Origin of the sequence: Kitasatospora sp. NPDC059408 (assembly GCF_042751525.1) — a bacterium.
Lineage (GTDB): Bacteria > Actinomycetota > Actinomycetes > Streptomycetales > Streptomycetaceae > Kitasatospora.
The window spans coordinates 37,684-54,904 of record NZ_JBHYWI010000015.1; the positions used below are offsets into that span (position 1 = coordinate 37,684).

Consider the following 17,221-nt stretch of genomic DNA (forward strand, 5'->3'; position numbering starts at 1 on the left):
ATCCGCACCACGTCCCCACCACGACGAGAGAGGTTCTGACCATGACTGAGCAGTCGACGACGACCGGCACGGAGCTGCACGAGTACCCGATGAGGCGGGGCTGCCCCTACCACCCGCCGGCCGAGTACACGGAGCTGAGCGAGCAGGGCCCGCTCTCCCAGGTGGAACTCTACGACGGCCGGGTCGCGTGGCTGGTGACCCAGCACAAGGAGACGCGGGAGATGTTCGCCGACGCGAAGCTGTTCTCCTCCGACCACGACAACCCCGCCTTCCCGATCCTCGCCGAACGGGAGAAGAACTTCCCCGAGTTCACCCAGGAGCTGTTCGGTCTGGACGGGGAGCGGCACAAGGCCCGCCGGCGCATGCTGCTGCCGCGTTTCACCGCCAAGCAGGTCGAGAGGCTGCGTCCGATGATCCAGGAGGTGGCCGACGAGCTCATCGGCGACCTGCTGCGGCACGAGACTCCGGTCGACCTGGTCGCGGTGCTGGGCAGGCCGCTGCCGTCGCGGGTGATCTGCAAGATGCTCGGCATCTCCTACGAGGAGCACGAGCTGTTCGAGGTGCACGCCCAGGGGATCATGCAGGCGCCGGACCTGGAGCAGGCCGTCACGGCCGGCCGGGAACTGCTCGACTACCTGGTGAAGGTGGTGGACGCGAAGCGGACGAACCTGAGCGACGACCTGTTGAGCACGCTCATCAGGGACCGGCTGAACACGGGTGAGCTGACGTCGATCGAGGTGTCGAAGCTGATGGTCGCCCTGCTGATCGGCGGTCAGGAGACGACCACGAGCATGATCGGCCTGGGCACCCTGACGCTGCTGCAGCACCCTGACCAGCTGGCGATGCTGCGCGAGGACCCGGAGCTGGTCCCCGGCGCGGTGGAGGAGCTGATGCGCTTCCTGTCCATCGCCGACCTGACGACGCTGCGGGTCGCGACCGCCGATGTGGAGGTGGCCGGGCGGACGATCAAGGAAGGGGACGGTGTCATCCTGTCCACCGCCGCAGCCAACCGCGACACCCGGGCCTTCGAGAATCCCGACGTGTTCGACATACGCCGGGACACCCAGGGCCATCTGGCCTTCGGTCACGGACCGCACCGCTGCCTGGGAGAGAACCTCGCGCGGGCCGAACTGGAGATCCTGTTCACCACCCTCTTCGAGCGGATCCCCACGTTGCGCCTCGCGGTGCCGATGGACGAGGTCTCCATGAAGGTCGGCATGACGCTGGAGGGCCTGCACGACCTCCCCGTCACCTGGTGACCGCTCCTCCACGCCCATCCCCGACCGATCCCGGTAAGGAACAACGCATGGACGACCGCACCGCCGTCATCGAGATCTGCGATCGCATGGGGTGGCACAGCGACCGGCGCGAATGGAACGAGGCCCGCGCCCTGTTCGCTCCCGAAGTGCTCCTCGACTACACCAGCCTGCTCGGCGGGTCACCGACCACGGTGACGTCGAAGGAACTCGTCGACTCCTGGGTCGCGGTGCTCGGTGGCTACGACTCCTCCCAGCACTTGATGACCAGTCACCTGGTGTCGTTCGAGGGCGCCACGGCCGAGTGCACGGCCTCCTTCCAGGCGACTCACCGGCTGGACAACCCCATGGGCTCCCCGCTGTGGCGCATCGGCGGAACCTACCGCTTCCACCTCGTGCACTCCGGCGGCAACTGGAGGATCGACGAGCTGGCGATGACCATCCTCTGGACGGAGGGGAACCGGAACATCCTGGACCTTGCGGCGGAACGGCAGTCGCAGAAGCCGACGAGCTGATCATCGCCCGGTCACCGGGCCCCGTGCCACCCCGCGGGGCCATCACTGAAGCACCGTCGAAGACAGGAAAGCGTCATGTCCTACGAAACAAACGCGTCAACGAGTAAGCGGGGTAAACGCGCGCTGGTGACAGGCGGTACCCGCGGTATCGGCTTGGCGATCGTGCGGAGGCTCGTCGCCGAGGGGGCGACCGTGGTGACTTCGGCACGGAAGGAGGCACCCGGGCTCCCGGACTCGGCACACTTGGTGATCGCCGATTCGAGCAGCCCGGAGGGCGTTCGGCAGCTGGCCGACACGGCTCTCGAACTACTCGGCGGTGTGGACATTCTGGTCAACAACGCGGGTGGGGCGAGCAGCGGCGGCATGCCGCACCTGGGCGGGTACTCCACGATCCCCGACGAGGACTGGATCGAGGCACTCAAGACGAACTACCTCGCTGCGGTCCGGCTCGACCGGGCCGTCCTGCCGTCGATGATCGAACAGGGCAGCGGGGTGATCATCGAGATGGCATCGACGACCGCCCAGCGGCCGGTCGGCGCCCTGCTCCATTACGGGGCGGCGAAGGCGGCGCTCCTCCACTACGCGAAGGGACTGGCGGCCGAGGTCGCCGGGTACGGGATCCGCGTCAACAGCGTCCTTCCGGGACTGGTCAGGACCCCGGCCATGGACATGGTCGCGGACAGTATCAGGGGTGCCACCGGGCAGGACGGCGACGATGTCGTCCAGATGATGGTCGAGATGGAGGGCGCACCGATGAAGGGCGTCAGCGAGCCGGAGGATGTCGCCGACCTCGTGTCCTTCCTGACCTCGGACCACGCCGCCCGCATCACCGGCTCCGGCTACGTGATCGACGGCGGGGCGCTCGCGCGGGCGTAATGCCGTATACGCGGGGCGGATGCTCTGGACGAGGTGCTGTGGTACCGCAGGGCGGGGGCAGGAGAGACGGCCGCTTCCCGCCCTCGCCCTGCGGTGTCAGGCGCACAGGCCGCGGCGTCGGAACGCGGTCGGCGTCGCTGCTTCCAGTCGTACCCCGGAGCCGCAGCCAGGGGCGACGCCGGTTTGACGACTGACGATCATCGGACAGTAAGATCGCTCCGCAACACGACGCGAAGGGGAGCCTCAGTGGCGCGGGTTGCAGTGATCGGTGGCGGTATCAGCGGGCTGGGGACAGCGCTCATGCTGGGCCGGCGGGGCCATGTGGTGACGCTGTTCGAACAGGACGAACGGGCCGCCGGTGAGGACCTCGACCGGGACTTCTACGACTGGGCCAGGCCCCGGGTGCCCCAGGCCGACCAGCCCCACTCGTTCCTCGCGCCGGTGCGCACCGTGCTGCGGGCCGAGGCGCCGGACGTCTACGCGGACCTCCTGGCGCGCGGCGCCCACGAGTACCACGACTTCGACTGGTTCGACGCGCACCCGCCGCAGCGGGACGGCGACGAGGACCTGATCACCCTGCGCACCCGTCGCATCGTGCTGGAGGCCGCCCTGACCGCCGCCGTGGAGCGGGAAGCCGCCGTCGACGTGCGGCGCGGCTGCCGGGTGCGCGGCCTCGCCTTCGCGGCGGACCGTCCCACCCGGGTCACCGGTGTGGAGACGGACGCCGGGACCCACCCGGCCGACCTCGTCGTCGACGCCGCCGGCCGCCGCTCGCCGGTGCCCGGCTGGCTGACCGCGGCCGGCTGCCGTCCGCCCGTGGTCGAGAGCCACCGCGCCGGGATCGCCTACCTGTGCCGCTGGTACCGCCTGCGCCCCGACGGCCCGCGCGACCCCGGGCGCGTCAAGACGGGTTCGGTCGCGCCGTTCGCGATGGCCGGCGTCTTCCCGTCCGACAACGACACCTTCGCGCTGAGCATGGTGCTCTCCACGGCCGACCCGACCCGGGGCGCGCTCACCGACCCCGCCGTGTTCGAGGCCGTCCTCCGCCGCTTCCCGGCCTGCGCCGCCTGGCTCGACCTGGACCCCGAACCGCAGTCCGCCGTCCTGGCGATGGCCGGCCTGGACAACCGCTGGTCCTCACTCGTCGACGCGGACGGGCCCGTCGTCACCGGCCTGGTCAACGCCGGGGACAGCCTCGTCCACACCAACCCCACCCTGGGCCACGGCGTCGCCCTCGGGCTCCTGGCCGGCCAGTACCTCGCCGCGCACGCCGACGAGGTCGCCGCCGACCCCGCCGGCTACCACGCCTGGAGCACCCGGACCCTCCGGCCGTGGTTCGACGCCCAGGTGAAGGCCGACCAGACCAACGCCCAGCGCCTCGCCGACGCCGCACCGGCCACGGACGTACGGGCCGCCGCCGTGGCCGCGTGCGCCTTCGAGGACCCCGTCGTCATGCGCGCCCGGGCCCACGTGCGCCACCTCGTCCACACCCCCGACACCGCCTACGGCAGCGACGAGGTGGACCGCCACGTCACGGCCTGGCTGGCCGACCGCCCCGACTTCGCCCCGATCCACGACGGGCCGACCCGCGCCGAGTGGGACGCGCTGATCCCCGCCTGAGGGCCCGCCGGGGTCACTTCGGTTTGTCGTCCCAGGCGGTGACGGTGAGCTGGAAGGGCCCGACACCGGAGGGAACGGCCTTGACCCTGAGGAAGACGGTCCGTCCCTTGCGGGTCTGGTAGCAGAACCGTCGGCCCACGACCAGGGGGCCGCTGTCGGCGACGCCGTTCGCTTTGATCTGAACCTTGCACTCACCGGAGGTCGGGTCGTAGTCGACGAAGGCGTGGGCGGCCTCCGCCAGGGCCGGCCGCGCCTGCTCGACCCCCAGGCTCGGCGCCCCGGCCGCGTTCCACCGCACCGCCAGATCGGCGGGATCCGCACCGACCACCGGCCGGTCCGCGTCGAGGTCGATGGAGGCGGCCTGAGCGGAGTCGACGGTGACATCGACCGGTCCGTACTTGACGGGAGCGGTGGACTTCTCGTCGGGGACGTCCAGCGCCGCGAACGAGAGGTAGGCGATATAGAGGCCGACGACCAGGAACGACACGGCCACCAGACGTCGTCGTCGCCTGGGCCTCGCGGGCGTGTGCGAAGCGGGGGGAACGGGGACCTGGGGGGCGTAGGCGGGCGGCGCGGGCGGAGCGGGGGCCTGGGGAGCGACGGCCGCCAGGAAATCGGGATCCAGGACGCGGGTCGGCGCGGGCGGCTGCGGCCGGGGCAGTACGGCGGGGGCGGTGGCGGGGGCCGTGGGCAGGTACCCGGCCGGGGCAGGCGCGGGCGCGGCGGGCTCAGGCACCGCAGGCTCGACCGGGCTCTCCTCCGCCGGCGGCCCCTCGACCGGCGCGTCCCCGTCCAGGAGCCGGCGGACGGCCGTCTCGCGGCGACGGATCTCCCCGGCCAGGGGTGCCGGCAGCCAGTGTTCGAAGGCCCGGAGGGGCCGGGGTAGGACACGGTTGCAGAGGTCCGCCAGCTCTTCGGGCGTGGCCCTGGCCGCCGGGTCGGCGTGCAGGCAACGGGCAAGCAGCGCGCGCAACTCGGGCTGGTAGCCAGAGAGGTCCGGGGGCCGGTACTCGGTGTTGGCGATGCGCGTGGCGAGGGTGATCGCGCTGCCCTCCCCGTACGGGTGCCGCTCGGTGGCGGCGACGGCGGCGATCAGGCCGAGGGCGAAGACGTCGCCGGCCTGGGTCACCGGTTCTCCGAGCGCCTGCTCCGGGGACATGAAATGGGGCGTGCCGATCATCGAGCCGCTGGCGGTCAGCCGGGTGCCGTCCTCGGCCCGGGCGATGCCGAAGTCGATGACCCACGGGCCGTCGGAGGCGAGCAGGACGTTGCTGGGCTTCAAATCCCGGTGGACGATCCCGGCCGCGTGCACCGCGCGCAGCGCCTCCGCGACGCAGCCGACCACCTGGAACACGGTCGTCAGAGGCAGCGGCCCGAACTCGCCGAGAGCCTGGTCCAGTGCGAGGCCGGGAACGTAGCGGCAGGCCAGCCAAGGCGTGGTGCCGCCGGTGTCGTGGTCGATGACGGGCACCACGTGGTAGCCCTGCACCGTCCGGGCCGCGCGGACCTCCTGCTCGAACCGGCGGCGGAACTCCCCGTCGCGGGCGAACTCCTCGCGGATCACCTTGATCGCGACCGGCTGGCCGCCGCGCGTCCGGGACAGGTACACGGCCCCCATGCCGCCCTCGCCGATCCGGCGCAGCAGCGGGTAGCCCGCGACGTCGCGCGGGTCGCCCGGCCGCAACGGCGGCATGCCCGTGTGGTCCTGACTGGTCACCGCTGCTCCCGCTCCCCCGGCATCGTCGGATCACCGTCGGAGCACCGTCGATGATCAAGGACGATGCTACCGACGCGGCAGTGAGCTACGGTCGCCGTGTGGAGAATGAGGTGTTCCCGCCGTACCCGGTGCGGGACGTGCGGGCCCGGTACGTGTGGCAGGCGGGGTGTCCGTCCGACTTCGCTGACGTGACGGTGGACTTCGAGCCCTGGGAGGACGGGATCGTCCTGGAGGTCGCGCACGGGGCGGAGCTCGTCGGCACGATCCCGGAGGGTGAACTCCGCTCGTGGCACGAGGCGTTCGTCGAGGGCATCCGCGAAGAGCTGGCCGCACGCGGCGCGGGTGGGGTGGCGCTGGCCGTCGTCATCCACCGTACGGTCATTCACGACGTGGATTCGAGCGCACGCTCCTTCCGCGCCGCCGGCCGGGTCGCCGTCCGGGAGGCGTTCGTCCGGATCGACGGCCCCGGCCCTGCTCTTGCGGCTCCCTCACGTCCGCATCGTCGTCAGTCCTCGATCCCGGTGAAGACTTGAGCCGACCGTACGGCGGTACCGCCGGGCCCGAGGGGTCGCCGTGCAGCCGGCACCTCCGTCCGGCTCGGCCCGGTCTCGGATGCCGCCGGATCCGGGGCCGGCGTGGAGAACGGGGAGCCCACGGGTCCCTGCGGCTCGACGAGCGGAACGTCGACCGCGGCGTCGGCGTGGGAGAACGGCTGGGCGAGCTGGCGGCGTAGTGGACGCCCGGAATGATCGATCATCCTGACAGGATGTCATCGATATTCGTCGTTCGTGCCCGCTCCATGCCCCGCCGCCCCTCGCCAGGTACGGGACACCCGCCCGGATTCACGACCGTTCGGCACCTCGGGGCGTCCCCACTAGGATCGGTGCCTTTCGGATCTCGCGAGGAGAGCCCACGTGGAGTTGTTCCGGTTCGACCGCGCGGACAAGGCCATCGACCGCTTCGACAGCGTGGGCGCGACCGCCGCGCAGGTCGCCGCAGGACCGGGATCCGCCCATCTCACCTATCTGACCATCGGGCCGGGAGGAACGATCGGCTCGCATCCCGCTCCGGTTCGCCAGGTCTTCCTGGTGATCACGGGCGAGGGCTGGGTCTCCGGTCCGGACGGGCACCGGATTCCCGTGTCGGCCGGCGACGGTGTCCGCTGGGAGCCCGGCGAGGACCATGCGTCCGGCACGGCCACCGGTCTCACCGCCCTCGCGCTGGAAGGCCCGTCCCTGGACGTGCACCTGCCCGACCCGTCGTGACCTCGTCACCGGACCGGCGACGCACCGAGCACCACCCGGAGCGCCGACTCGGCGCGCCCCCGACTGGCCGGAACCACGCCCGTCGGGAGGAGGAGTGGGGGCCCGCCGATCGGCGCGTGGTCGGGGCACGAACCGGGTGTTAGGTTCCGCGTCATGGGGTTACGGAACGCGCGGGCCGCCGCCGAGGCGGGTGCCATCGAGGGGCTGCGGGGCCTCGCCGCGGCCGCCCTGCCGACCGACCGGATCTTCCGGGCGGCGGACGAACTCCTGCGCCCGGTCCTGGAGTTCGACGCCGTCTGCTGGCACACCGCGGACCCGGCCACCGGGCTCGTCACCTCGGTGCAGAGCGAGGACCTCAGCCTCGCCGCGTACGACCACGCCGTCCAACTTGAGGTGTGGACGGACGACTTGGCGACGTTTCCGAAGATCCGCCGGGCCGGCCGCCGGGCCGAAACGATCAGGCACGTCAGCCAGGGCCGGCCCGGGCGCAGCGTCCGCTACCGCGAGCAGATCCGGCCGGCCGGGTTCGGCGACGAGCTGCGCGCCTGCTTCGACGCGGCGGGCGGCATGTGGGGCTGCGCGGCGTTCATGCGCGCGCCCGACCGCGGCCCGTACCCGGCGCGGCAGCGCAGGTTCGCGGACCTCGCGGCGCGGCACCTCGGCAACGCCCTGCGCGCCTCGCACGTCCCGCCGTCCGGTCGGGTGGATGAGGATGGTGACCGCGCGCCGGCCGTGATCGTGCTCGACCGGGCCAACCGGCTCCTCGCCCTCTCCGGCCCCGCCGAGGACCTGCTCGCCCGGCTCGCCGACCCGACGCCCACCGCGCTCGACGTGCCCACCGCCGTGGCGATGGCCGCCGAGCACGCCCGCCGCGCGGCCCACGGACTGCCCGCGTCCCAGCTGCCGGTGCGGGTGCAGACCCGCGACGGCCGCTGGTACGTGCTGCACGGCTCCGCCCTGCGCGGCGCGGGTGTGGCGGGCCAGGCGACGGTGGTCGCCTCCCCCGCCACGCCCGCCGAGACGGTGCCGCTCTACCTGGCCGCGTACGGGCTGACCGCGCGCGAGCAGGAGGTGGCCCTGCTGCTCGTGCGCGGCTGCGACACCCGTGAGGTGGCGCGGACGCTCGCGATGGCGCCGTACACCGTGCAGGACCACCTCAAGTCGGTGTTCGCCAAGGCCGGGGTGGCCAGCCGGCGGGAGCTGGTCGCCCGGATCATGCTGGGCGGCGCCTAACGCACGGGCACGGAGACGTCCGCCGGGCCGAAGGTCACCGTGCTCCCCTTGGGCGTCTCGCCCCCGTACAGGTCGTCCCGGGTGCCGAGCACGAGCGCGAGGCGGTGACCGGCCGGGACGTCGTAGGCGGTGGGGAACAGCGTGACGTCGAGCGGGAAGGCCTGCCCGGCCGGGCGTCCGGCCCAGCTCTGCGGGGCGTGCGCGACGAGGCGGCCGACGCCGAGCGCGTCCACGTCGTACAGGTACGCGACGGCCGTGCCCTGCGGCGCCGAGCTGGTGACGGTGGTGTGCACGCGGACCGCGCCGCGCACCCGCAGGCCCTGCCCGTACGGCTCCGACTGGCGGACGGCGGCGGCCGAGCGGTCGAGGAACGGCACGACGACGGTCGGCGGCTGGTGCAGCCACTGGTCGATCATGCCGGAGAGCAGGACGACGCCGCCGCTCGCGCCCGAGGACTCGTCGCCGCGCACCGTGGCGCTGCCGTCGAGGCTCAGCCGCTCGGTGCGGGAGCTGACGGAGCTCCAGTCCGGGTACGCCTCGTGGGCGCCGCCCGGGCGGACCTCCAGGTCGACGCCCTGGGGCCCCTGCGAGCCCGCTGCGCCCATCAGGTAGTGGTCGAGCCAGCCGCGGGCGTTGTCCCAGGTGGCGTTGGAGAAGCCGAGCAGGCCGGTGAACTCCTGGCTCGCGTGGTCGCCCGGGCGCAGTTCGAGGCGCTTGGGGACGGTCAGCCGCTGGTAGAAGTCGGCCATCTGGCCGGGGTTGAAGAAGCTGTCGTTCCAGCCGTTGGCGAGGTAGATCGCGGCGCCGTTGGCGTTGATGCGGTCCAGGTAGGTGGCCGGGGAGCGGACGCCCGCCCACTTGATCACGTCGGGCAGGTCGTGGTCGCCGAACAGGTCGTCCAGGGCGGTCGCGAACTCCGGGCTCTTGCGGCCGGTCAGGTGCTCGATGTTCTCCAGGCGGGTGGCGGCGGCGGTGTGCCGGGTCTGCCCGCTGTAGAGCGCGTCGGTCAGGTCTGCCCAGCCGCTCAGCGAGGCGACGGCCTTGATCCGCGGGTCGAACGCGGCGCCGAGGAGGGTGAGTCCGCCGCCGAGGGAGAGCCCGATCATGCCGACCCGGCCGGGGTCGGCGGAGGTGTTGGCGAGGGCCCAGTCGATCACCGTCGAGATGTCGGCGACGTCCTTGGGCCCGGCGACGTCCACCTGCCCGCCCGATCCCCAGAACCCGCGCACGGTGTACGTCACGACGACGTACCCGGCGGCGGCGAACTTGTGCCCCTGGGCGACGTACTCCAGGTCGTTCTGCCCCCAGCTCGCCGGCTGCACCAGGATCGGGTACCGCCCCTGCGCGTCCGCCCCCGGCGTCCCGGCCGGCGGGGTGAACACGTCGGCCTTGAGCACGACCCCGTCCGAGGCGGTGATGCTCGCCAGCCGGAACCCGCCGAGCGCCGACGCCGACGCGGCGGCCGCAGGCGCCGCAACGGCGGCCGGCGCCGCAACGGCCCCCACCCCCAGCCCGAGCGCCACGACGAGCGCGACGCTCACCGCCCGGTGTCCGCCACTGCGGTGGGGTCGTGCCATCACGCTGTTCTCCCTACTGCTCACAACATCCGATCGCAGGGAGCCTAACGATCTGACGCAGCCTCAGACGAGACGATGATCAGCCAAACTACTGGCCGGTAACCCATCTCACCGCGGCACACCACCACCACGCCGGACCCACTTCAGAAGCGTCTCCGGTTCACCGTGGTCGAGGTCGACCTCGGTACCCGCGAAGAGGAACCCGGCACGTCGGGCCACCGCTTCACTGGCCGCGTTCCCCTCGCCCGTCCAGATGACGACCTGATCCGCCCCGGCGTCCAGGGCCCAGTCACTCAGCGCACGGACGGCCGCCGTCGCAGCCCCCCGGCCCCGGCCGTCCGGTAGGAGGGCGTAGAAGACCTCCGGATGCTCGCGCGTGACGATGATGCCCGCCGTGCCCACGGACTGGCCGTCGAGGCGGACGGCATAGCGGCGGCTGACACCGTCGCGGCTGCGGGCGTGCCCGAGCTCGATGCGTTCGCGGGCCTGCTGTTCGGTCATGTCGGCCCGGTAGAAGGTCCAGCGGACCACGTCGGGCACGCGGGACAGCTGCTGCTCCAACGGCCAGTCGGCGAGCTGCAGTTCCAGGAGCTCGATGCCGTCGGCCCGAAGGGCGGCGGGCGGGAGGGGGTTCAGCGGCATGGCGTGGTCAGCCGTTCGGTCGGGGGTCGGTGTCGACGGCGATTCTCGCAAGGGCGCGCGGGACGTCGAGGAAGAGCGGCGCGTTCAGCCAGGCGAGGTGCCAGAAGGAGATGTCCATCGTCTTCTTGACCGTGCCGTGGAAGGCGAGCGCGGCCAGGCCCAGCAGCGGGCGGGCGCGGGGGACGAGCACGAGGACGGGGAGGAAGCCGGCCTCGAATGCCACGGCGGCGGCGGACAGGACCGGCATGAGGTCCTCCCGGCGGCCGAGGGCACGGCCGGCCGGGGTGCCGTACAGGGCCAGCGCGTGGCGCAGCGTGGTCGCGTCCTTGATCCAGTGGCTGCCCGCGTGCAGGAGCTTGGACAGGCCCGACTGGGTGTAGACGGTGGCGACGAACAGCTGGGCGAGCGCTGTCTGCGCCGCCCGCAGACGGGCCTGGCCCGGTGTGTCGGGACGCGGCCGGGCCAGGCTCAGCCGCCGGTGGGTGTCGCCGGCCGCGAGCGTGGCGAGCATGATGTTGAGGTGGCTGGTGTAGCCGGCGAAGCCGGGCAGGCCGTAGGCGACTTCGCGGTTGAGCAGGGCGAAGGCGCCGGTGGCGACGACGCCGCTGGTCCTGGGCGCGATGCCGGCCGTCCAGGTGCCGACGGCGGCGAGGGTGAGCGCCTTGAGGGCCCTCACCCGCCGCGCCGTCCTCCGCGGGGCGGGAGCGGGGTCGCCCGTTCGTCGACGGCGGAGCGGCGGGGGCCCGGGTGCGAAGGGTCGCTGTTCGGCGAAGAAGGCGCTGTCGGGCAGGTGTGCGGTGTAACGGATCACTGCCGCGCCGACGGTCCATCGGCTGAGGGCCAGGCGCAGGGCCGGGTCCAGGCTGGTCGGGGGCATGGTCAGCTCCGGAAGCGGTACAGGAGTTCGGTGTCGTGGTGCGGGCGGTCGCGGTCGGCGTCGTAGTCGTCGAGGTCGATCAGCACCCGGTAGAGGTCGAAGCCGGTCCAGCGGGCTCCGTTCGGATTCCTCGGCGCCGCCTTGACCTGGTCGAAGGCTTTCCACGGGCTGTCGTTGAGCCGGTCGACGAGCAGCCCGGAGAACCGTTGCCTGACCGGGCCGGGCGTCTCGGGGTCGAGGTAGATCTGCATGAAGGTGGACGCGACCCGGAAGTGCTCCATCGGCAGCATGCCCCAGACCCGTTGGGGCTCGGTCCGGTGCCCGTGCTCGTCGAGGAGGACGATGCGCATGTGGCGCATGCGGCGCGGGGTGGGCCGGTTGAACATGTTGTAGCTGCAGAACGGCCAGGCCGAGCGGTCGGTGAGGGTGTGGTGCAGCTGGACTCCGACCAGGGCGAGGCCGGCGGCGATGTGCAGGTAGCCGCGGGCCGGCAGGCGGCGGAGCGCGGTCACAGCGCGATCGTGACCGGGCCGCGCGCGCTGTCGCGGGTGGCCCAGCTCTCGTAGGCGCCGGCCACCATGGCCGTGGCCAGGCGGTGGGAGGCGAGGGGAGAGGTGAGCCGGTCGGCGGGGATCCGGCCGGCCACGGCGTCCAGGAACTCGCCGGTGATGGTGAGCTTGCCCGGGCCGACGGCGAGCTGCTGATCGGTGACGGTCTCCAGGTCCGCCAGCGAGATCGCTTCGTGCGACTTCCAGTCCTTGCGGAGGTTCTGGTTGCGGAAGACGTGGATCTCGCAGTGCCGGTCACCGCCGATCTCGTGCAGCGGCAGGTAGTCGCGGTCCCAGTCCGGGGCGGACTGCCACAGCGCGACCTTGATCGACTGGAACGGGCCCTGCTTGATCGTGTACGTCTCCTGCTTGACCCGGCCGTTGCTGGTGTAGAGGTTCCGGCCACCGGGCGAGGCCCAGGCACGGGCGGACAGGCTGCAGTGGACGGTGTGCAGGTTGATGCTGGTCAGCGTGCGGCCGTCGCGGCGCAGGGCGGCCATGGCGTGCGCGTCGACCTCGCCCATGTGGTGGTCGGGGGTCTTGGCCGCGATCCGTTCCAGTTCCCGTTCACCGACCGGCAGGGCGCCCAGGGCGCGTTCGAGCAGCGGGTACGGCAGCTGGGCGAGGTAGTCGGCGGGCGTCACGAACTGCGAGGTGATCGTCAGCTCGTCCGGCCCCGGGCTTCCGAGGCGCGTGGTGTCGGCGAGCCAGGCCGCGGTGTCGTAGGCGTGGTAGCCGGAGTGGGCGAGCATGCCGTACCCCAGCGAGAAGGGGTGGTACTCCTGCTCGTACACCTCCCACGGCATGCGCCATTCGCCGTCGCCGTATTCGGCGTTCACGGTGGTGACCGGACAGCCGGTGGCCTCGAAGACCTCGGCTATGAGCTCCCTGACGCGCCGGAACCCCGGGTGGTACCGGCGGTGGGCGACGACGCCGGCGATCTGGTCCGGCCGTCCCGAGGCGCGGTGGAGGGCGTTCAGGCCGTCGAAGTCGGTCAGCGTGCCCCTGGCCGCCTCGGCCGAGGAGACCATGCCCGCACGGGCGGTGACCGGCTTGTCGATCAGCACGGACAGGCCGCGCCGCAGGGCCCACTCCACGTATCCGCGGTGCGCGAGGGGCTCGGTCGACACGACGACCGCGTCGATCGAGAGCCTGCCGGCCACGTCGTCCAGCAGGGCGAGTTCCCGCCGGTCGAGGGATGGCGCGGCGCTGCCCGGCGCCTTGTCGAACGCGATGACCTCGACGTCGGTGAGGCCGAGGTCGTCCAGGTGCGCGGTGATGCCCGCGGAGCGTTCGGCCAGGTCGACCACCGCCCGGACGGCGACCGGGCGGTGGGCGCGCAGGCCGACCAGGGCGGGCAGGTGGGCCCGCCGGGCGTGCAGGCCCACACCGATGAGCAGGACGTTGATCACAGTGTCACCTCGGAGTTGCTTCGGACGAGGGGGCGCGGCGCGCCGCACGGAAGAGCGGGGCCACCAGGCACAGGGCGACGATCCCACCGGCCGCGACAGCGGCCTTGTACCCGTCGAGCGGCAGCCAGCCGGGCAACGGGCCCCCGCTCCAGGCGAGCGGCATGAGGCAGCCGGCCAGGGCCCCGTACAACTGGAGGGTCGACGAGCTCAGCACGTCCAGCAGCGTGAAGGCCGGCACGGACTGCTCCTCCGGGATCCGCGTGTACAGGTGGGAGTTGAACGCGATGGAGAAGCCGCTCTTGGCGACCTGCACGAGGCTGGAGAAGACGACCAACAGGACACTCGTCACGAGCCCGTTGTAGGAGGGAACGAGAACCCACCCGCAGAGCAGGACCGCGAGCGCGAGTCCGGCCCGGCGCATCACCGTCCGCGGACCCAGCCGGTCCACGAGCCGGCCCCAGCGGCCGAGGCACCACAGGTTCGCCAGCGTTCGGACGCCGACGGCCGTGGTGAGGACGGCGGCCGGGTAGTGCAGCACGTCGACGGCGTAGGCGGTGAGGAGCGGCAGGCCGATCAGCATCTGGCACGTTCCGACCAGATAGACCTTGCGCAGTCCGGGCACCCGCAGGGTGGCCCACACGCCACCGCCCTTCGGCGCGGATCCGCGCGGGACCGGCGACCGCCGTTCGGGAAGGTGCTGGAACTGCCGGGCGGCGAAGACCAGGTAGCCGGCCAGCCCCGCCAGCAGCACGTCGAACTCGGTCTCGGTGAGTCTGCCGCCCAGCAGGAGCGTCACCGCGACGACGCCCGATGCCGAGACCAGCTGGCTCCCCAGCTTCATCCGGCTCACGAAGAACGCGCGGTCCGCGGAGGTGGTGAAGTCACGGACCCACGGGTTCCACGCCACGCCCCAGGAGGACGCGATGCAGATCTCCGCGCCGAGCACGGCCAGGGCGAACGCCGCGTAGCCCCACGCGGGGGACGCCCGGGTGAGGGGCGCGAGCGCAGCGAACAGCGCCAGGACGGCGACCGTCCCCAGGGCGCCGGCCTGCATGGTGCGCCGCTTGCCGATCCGCTCGGCCAGCCGGGTGGCCCAGAGCTGCACGGGATTGCTCAGGACGAGCAGCCCGAGCGCGAGCCCTATCTGCCCCGGCGAGAGACCCAGCACCTGCAGGGCGAACAGCTGCAGCAGGTCGGCGGACATGCCGCCGGTGGCGCTGCTGAGGAGGATGATCCCGGCGTTCGCCGCCACCGCTCGGCGCTGCACGCCGGTCAGGGCCGGGCGACCGCGGTCCGGGCGGGTCCTGCCCTCGTCCACGGTCGGCGAGGCGATCGCACTCACTGCCGCTCCTGTCGGTCGGGCCCGTCGTCCCGGGCTAGTCGTACTGGTAGAGCGGCTCTCCGAATTCGGCCTGATACCACTCCATGGTGTTGTCCCAGGCCTGGTAGAGCGCCTGCTCGTCGGCCTTGCCGCGCGTTCCGAAGTACGGATAGTGGTGGAAGTAGTAGCCGAATATCCGGTCGCAGTGCTCGGTGTAGGCGAACGTGTCGAGGATGTGCGCGTGCCAGAATTCGTCGATATCGGCCGAGGGAGGCATGCTCTCGCCCTCGTGCTTCCTCCGCAGGAAGAGCCAGCGCTTGTACAAGGTCTCCGAGAAGTCGGCCTTGTCCTGGGAGATCGGCAGCTGTGAGCCCACGGCGGGGTTCATCAGATTCCACTTGATGAGCCCGAAGTCGAGGCCGAATATGTAGTCCCGCACCTCGTCGAGGCACTCAATGCGCTCCGGCCCTGGAACGACCGTTCGGACCCGACCGCTGCTCGACGTGAGGACGATCTCCCGAACTGCTGTCACCATGACTCAACTCCGTTTCAAGAGAGGGACGGTGGGGCCGCACCACAGCGGCGCGGCCCCACCCGTTCAGCCATCAGCACTCGCAGCGCATCGGGCGCTCGGCGATCTTCCGCTCCTGCTCCATTGAAATCACCTCCTTCCGGTTTTTCCGTCCTGCGCCGCCCCTGCGGCACATCCATATTCTTGCGCCGGAGCGCCGGCCGATTCCAGCCTGTCGACCCCTCGTCTTCCTGCCGACACGAAGACGAGGACAGAACAAAACGGACACGGCGGATCCGGAGCAAGAAACGGCGAAAGCCGCCACCCCGGTACGGGATGGCGGCTTTCGCTGCCGTTCGACCTGCCGATGAATTTCTAGCTTCCCCACCCGAGGTCCGCGAGCTGCTCCACCTTCTGCACCCGGGGCGATGTCGCGGCGTGCGAGGAATCGACCGAGGCTGCGATGCCGGCGACGACCAACCCCGCCCCCACCAGGACCGTACCGAGAACTCGAACCAGACGCGCCATTGCCATGCTCCCCGTTTCTGCCTTCCTTGGATGCCGGGCAGCAGGATCCGTACACGACGGACTGTGCCCGCCGAGATCGTCACCCATTGACACCCGGCACGTCCAGAGAGCGACCTTGTCGGTATTCTGCCAACAGCAACACGACGGGGGAAGGAAACGGGATCGATATGGACATTAGGCACACTGGTCAACCGCAAGTACTGACCGTCACTGCAAAGGCCCTGTACGAACTCTGTGTCACCAAAGGTTCGGTCGCCACGGCCGATGCCGTACTCGAACTGGGACTGACGGACAAGCAGGCCAGCGAGGCGATCGACGCCCTCAAATCCCTCGGCCTGATCCGCGCGGACTCGCGTTCGCCGAGTCGCTGGAGCGCCGTGGCGCCCGACTCCGCCCGCATCCAGGTCCTCGGCCCGCTCCTGCGCCGGATGCAGGAGACGCAGGGCTGCATCGACCGCATCAGGGAGGACCTGGACGAGCTCGCCCCCCTCTACGAACGGTCGATGGACCAGGTGGCGGCAGAGCGCGACACGGAGACCGTCACCGAGCTGGACGTCGCTCTCAGGCTCATCACCGAGTTCTCCGCCTCGGCCGCCGAAGAGGTGCTCACGTCACAACCCGGCGGGGCCCGCCCGGAACAGGTCCTCGAGGAATCGCTCGGCCGCACCGAGGCACTGCTCGCCCGACAGGTACGCCTGCGGACCCTGTACCAGCACACGGCCCAGTTCCACCAGACCACCATCGCCTACGTGGAGCGCGTCACCGCGATGGGGGCCGAGGTCCGGACGACCGCACCGGGATTCGCACGGATGCTGATCTTCGACCGTTCGATTGCCGTACTGCCCCTGCTCGGCTCCCAGGAGGGAGCCGTCGTCGTGCGCAACGCCAGTGTGGTCGCGGCGCTCGCCGAAGCCTTCGAACGCACCTGGAACGGAGCCACGCCGTTCCCCCTCGAATACAGCAGGCACCAGGCCGTACAGGCCGCCACCGAGGTGCGCCGCACCATCATCGGCCTCCTCGTCCAGGGTGAGACCGACAAGAAGATCGCCCAGAGCGTCGGCCTCTCGCTTCGCTCCACCCAGCGCCACATCGCCGAGGTCATGCAGGATCTGGGCGCCCGCAACCGGCTCCACGCCGGCTACCTGCTCCACAGCCTCACGGCCTGACACCTGCGCCCCCGACCGGACGGCCGACCCCGGGCAGAGGCGGCACGGTCGCGCGCCCGAGGACGGCCGGGCCGCGGGCAGTCGACGATGGTGCACGAGTCGGGTCGGTGTGCACATCGAAAGGACATCGGCCGGGGACCATCGGCGACTGTCGCGG

Annotated in this window: 16 protein-coding genes; 8 read left to right on the forward strand and 8 right to left on the reverse strand. The window is 71.6% G+C overall.

What is annotated here, in order from left to right; all coding sequences use genetic code 11:
- The first annotated feature begins 41 nt into the window (after positions 1-41).
- The 4 genes from ACFXDE_RS12735 to ACFXDE_RS12750 all read left to right on the forward strand — a co-directional run bounded on the left by ACFXDE_RS12735 (position 42) and on the right by ACFXDE_RS12750 (position 4,267).
- Positions 42-1,259: a cytochrome P450 gene (locus ACFXDE_RS12735; RefSeq protein WP_380493564.1), complete on the forward strand. Its 1,218-nt coding sequence runs from the start codon at positions 42-44 to the stop codon at positions 1,257-1,259.
- A gap of 47 nt (positions 1,260-1,306) precedes the next feature.
- Complete coding sequence (locus ACFXDE_RS12740; RefSeq protein ID WP_380493566.1) at positions 1,307-1,771, forward strand: nuclear transport factor 2 family protein; 465 nt, start codon at positions 1,307-1,309, stop codon at positions 1,769-1,771.
- 75 nt (positions 1,772-1,846) lie between these two features.
- Positions 1,847-2,647: an oxidoreductase gene (locus tag ACFXDE_RS12745; protein ID WP_380493568.1), complete on the forward strand. Its 801-nt coding sequence runs from the start codon at positions 1,847-1,849 to the stop codon at positions 2,645-2,647.
- 246 nt (positions 2,648-2,893) lie between these two features.
- Positions 2,894-4,267, forward strand: a complete 1,374-nt coding sequence (locus ACFXDE_RS12750) for an FAD-dependent oxidoreductase (RefSeq protein WP_380493570.1) — start codon at positions 2,894-2,896, stop codon at positions 4,265-4,267.
- Between the two features lie 13 nt (positions 4,268-4,280).
- On the opposite strand, the gene ACFXDE_RS12755 is transcribed toward ACFXDE_RS12750, so the two are convergent.
- The gene (locus tag ACFXDE_RS12755; RefSeq protein WP_380493572.1) at positions 4,281-5,984 is read right to left on the reverse strand and encodes a serine/threonine-protein kinase; all 1,704 of its coding nucleotides are present in this window, start codon (positions 5,982-5,984) and stop codon (positions 4,281-4,283) included.
- Between the two features lie 98 nt (positions 5,985-6,082).
- Here ACFXDE_RS12755 and ACFXDE_RS12760 point away from each other — a divergent pair, with 98 nt between their 5' ends.
- The 3 genes from ACFXDE_RS12760 to ACFXDE_RS12770 all read left to right on the forward strand — a co-directional run bounded on the left by ACFXDE_RS12760 (position 6,083) and on the right by ACFXDE_RS12770 (position 8,482).
- The gene (locus ACFXDE_RS12760; RefSeq protein WP_380493573.1) at positions 6,083-6,517 is read left to right on the forward strand and encodes a hypothetical protein; all 435 of its coding nucleotides are present in this window, start codon (positions 6,083-6,085) and stop codon (positions 6,515-6,517) included.
- 381 nt (positions 6,518-6,898) lie between these two features.
- Complete coding sequence (locus ACFXDE_RS12765) at positions 6,899-7,249, forward strand: cupin domain-containing protein (RefSeq protein ID WP_380493575.1); 351 nt, start codon at positions 6,899-6,901, stop codon at positions 7,247-7,249.
- A 153-nt stretch (positions 7,250-7,402) separates the two neighbouring features.
- Positions 7,403-8,482 carry a response regulator transcription factor gene (locus ACFXDE_RS12770; RefSeq protein WP_380493577.1) on the forward strand — a complete coding sequence of 360 codons (1,080 nt, stop codon included), beginning with the start codon at positions 7,403-7,405 and terminating at the stop codon, positions 8,480-8,482.
- Here ACFXDE_RS12770 and ACFXDE_RS12775 read toward each other — a convergent pair.
- The 7 genes from ACFXDE_RS12775 to ACFXDE_RS12805 all read right to left on the reverse strand — a co-directional run bounded on the left by ACFXDE_RS12775 (position 8,479) and on the right by ACFXDE_RS12805 (position 15,298).
- A complete protein-coding gene (locus ACFXDE_RS12775; RefSeq protein ID WP_380493579.1) occupies positions 8,479-10,059 on the reverse strand; it encodes a CocE/NonD family hydrolase in 1,581 nt (526 codons plus the stop codon). The genes ACFXDE_RS12770 and ACFXDE_RS12775 overlap by 4 nt on opposite strands.
- A gap of 108 nt (positions 10,060-10,167) precedes the next feature.
- Positions 10,168-10,701: a GNAT family N-acetyltransferase gene (locus tag ACFXDE_RS12780; protein ID WP_380493581.1), complete on the reverse strand. Its 534-nt coding sequence runs from the start codon at positions 10,699-10,701 to the stop codon at positions 10,168-10,170.
- Between the two features lie 7 nt (positions 10,702-10,708).
- Complete coding sequence (locus ACFXDE_RS12785; RefSeq protein WP_380493583.1) at positions 10,709-11,578, reverse strand: hypothetical protein; 870 nt, start codon at positions 11,576-11,578, stop codon at positions 10,709-10,711.
- Positions 11,579-11,580: 2 nt separating this feature from the next.
- Positions 11,581-12,090: a hypothetical protein gene (locus tag ACFXDE_RS12790; protein WP_380493585.1), complete on the reverse strand. Its 510-nt coding sequence runs from the start codon at positions 12,088-12,090 to the stop codon at positions 11,581-11,583.
- Positions 12,087-13,538, reverse strand: a complete 1,452-nt coding sequence (locus ACFXDE_RS12795; RefSeq protein WP_380493587.1) for a Gfo/Idh/MocA family protein — start codon at positions 13,536-13,538, stop codon at positions 12,087-12,089. Before ACFXDE_RS12795 ends, ACFXDE_RS12790 begins: the two co-directional genes overlap by 4 nt.
- A gap of 4 nt (positions 13,539-13,542) precedes the next feature.
- Entirely contained in the window at positions 13,543-14,880 is a 1,338-nt protein-coding gene (locus tag ACFXDE_RS12800) for an MFS transporter (protein ID WP_380493589.1), read from the reverse strand.
- A gap of 34 nt (positions 14,881-14,914) precedes the next feature.
- On the reverse strand, positions 14,915-15,298 hold the full coding sequence (locus ACFXDE_RS12805) for a glycine-rich domain-containing protein (protein WP_380493591.1): 384 nt from the start codon (positions 15,296-15,298) through the stop codon (positions 14,915-14,917).
- Between the two features lie 767 nt (positions 15,299-16,065).
- On the opposite strand from ACFXDE_RS12805, the gene ACFXDE_RS12810 reads away from it, so the two are divergent.
- Positions 16,066-17,064, forward strand: coding sequence for a LuxR C-terminal-related transcriptional regulator (locus ACFXDE_RS12810; protein WP_380493593.1), 999 nt, complete (start codon positions 16,066-16,068; stop codon positions 17,062-17,064).
- The last annotated feature ends 157 nt before the right edge of the window (positions 17,065-17,221 follow it).

Bases quoted from the DNA above. Each gene is read 5' to 3' on its own strand.
- ACFXDE_RS12735 (WP_380493564.1), top strand. From the start codon at position 42: ATGACTGAGCAGTCGACGACGACCGGCACGGAGCTGCACGAGTACCCG.
- ACFXDE_RS12775 (WP_380493579.1), bottom strand. From the start codon at position 10,059: ATGGCACGACCCCACCGCAGTGGCGGACACCGGGCGGTGAGCGTCGCG.
- ACFXDE_RS12740 (WP_380493566.1), top strand. From the start codon at position 1,307: ATGGACGACCGCACCGCCGTCATCGAGATCTGCGATCGCATGGGGTGG.
- ACFXDE_RS12780 (WP_380493581.1), bottom strand. From the start codon at position 10,701: ATGCCGCTGAACCCCCTCCCGCCCGCCGCCCTTCGGGCCGACGGCATC.
- ACFXDE_RS12770 (WP_380493577.1), top strand. From the start codon at position 7,403: ATGGGGTTACGGAACGCGCGGGCCGCCGCCGAGGCGGGTGCCATCGAG.
- ACFXDE_RS12810 (WP_380493593.1), top strand. From the start codon at position 16,066: ATGGACATTAGGCACACTGGTCAACCGCAAGTACTGACCGTCACTGCA.
- ACFXDE_RS12785 (WP_380493583.1), bottom strand. From the start codon at position 11,578: ATGCCCCCGACCAGCCTGGACCCGGCCCTGCGCCTGGCCCTCAGCCGA.
- ACFXDE_RS12745 (WP_380493568.1), top strand. From the start codon at position 1,847: ATGTCCTACGAAACAAACGCGTCAACGAGTAAGCGGGGTAAACGCGCG.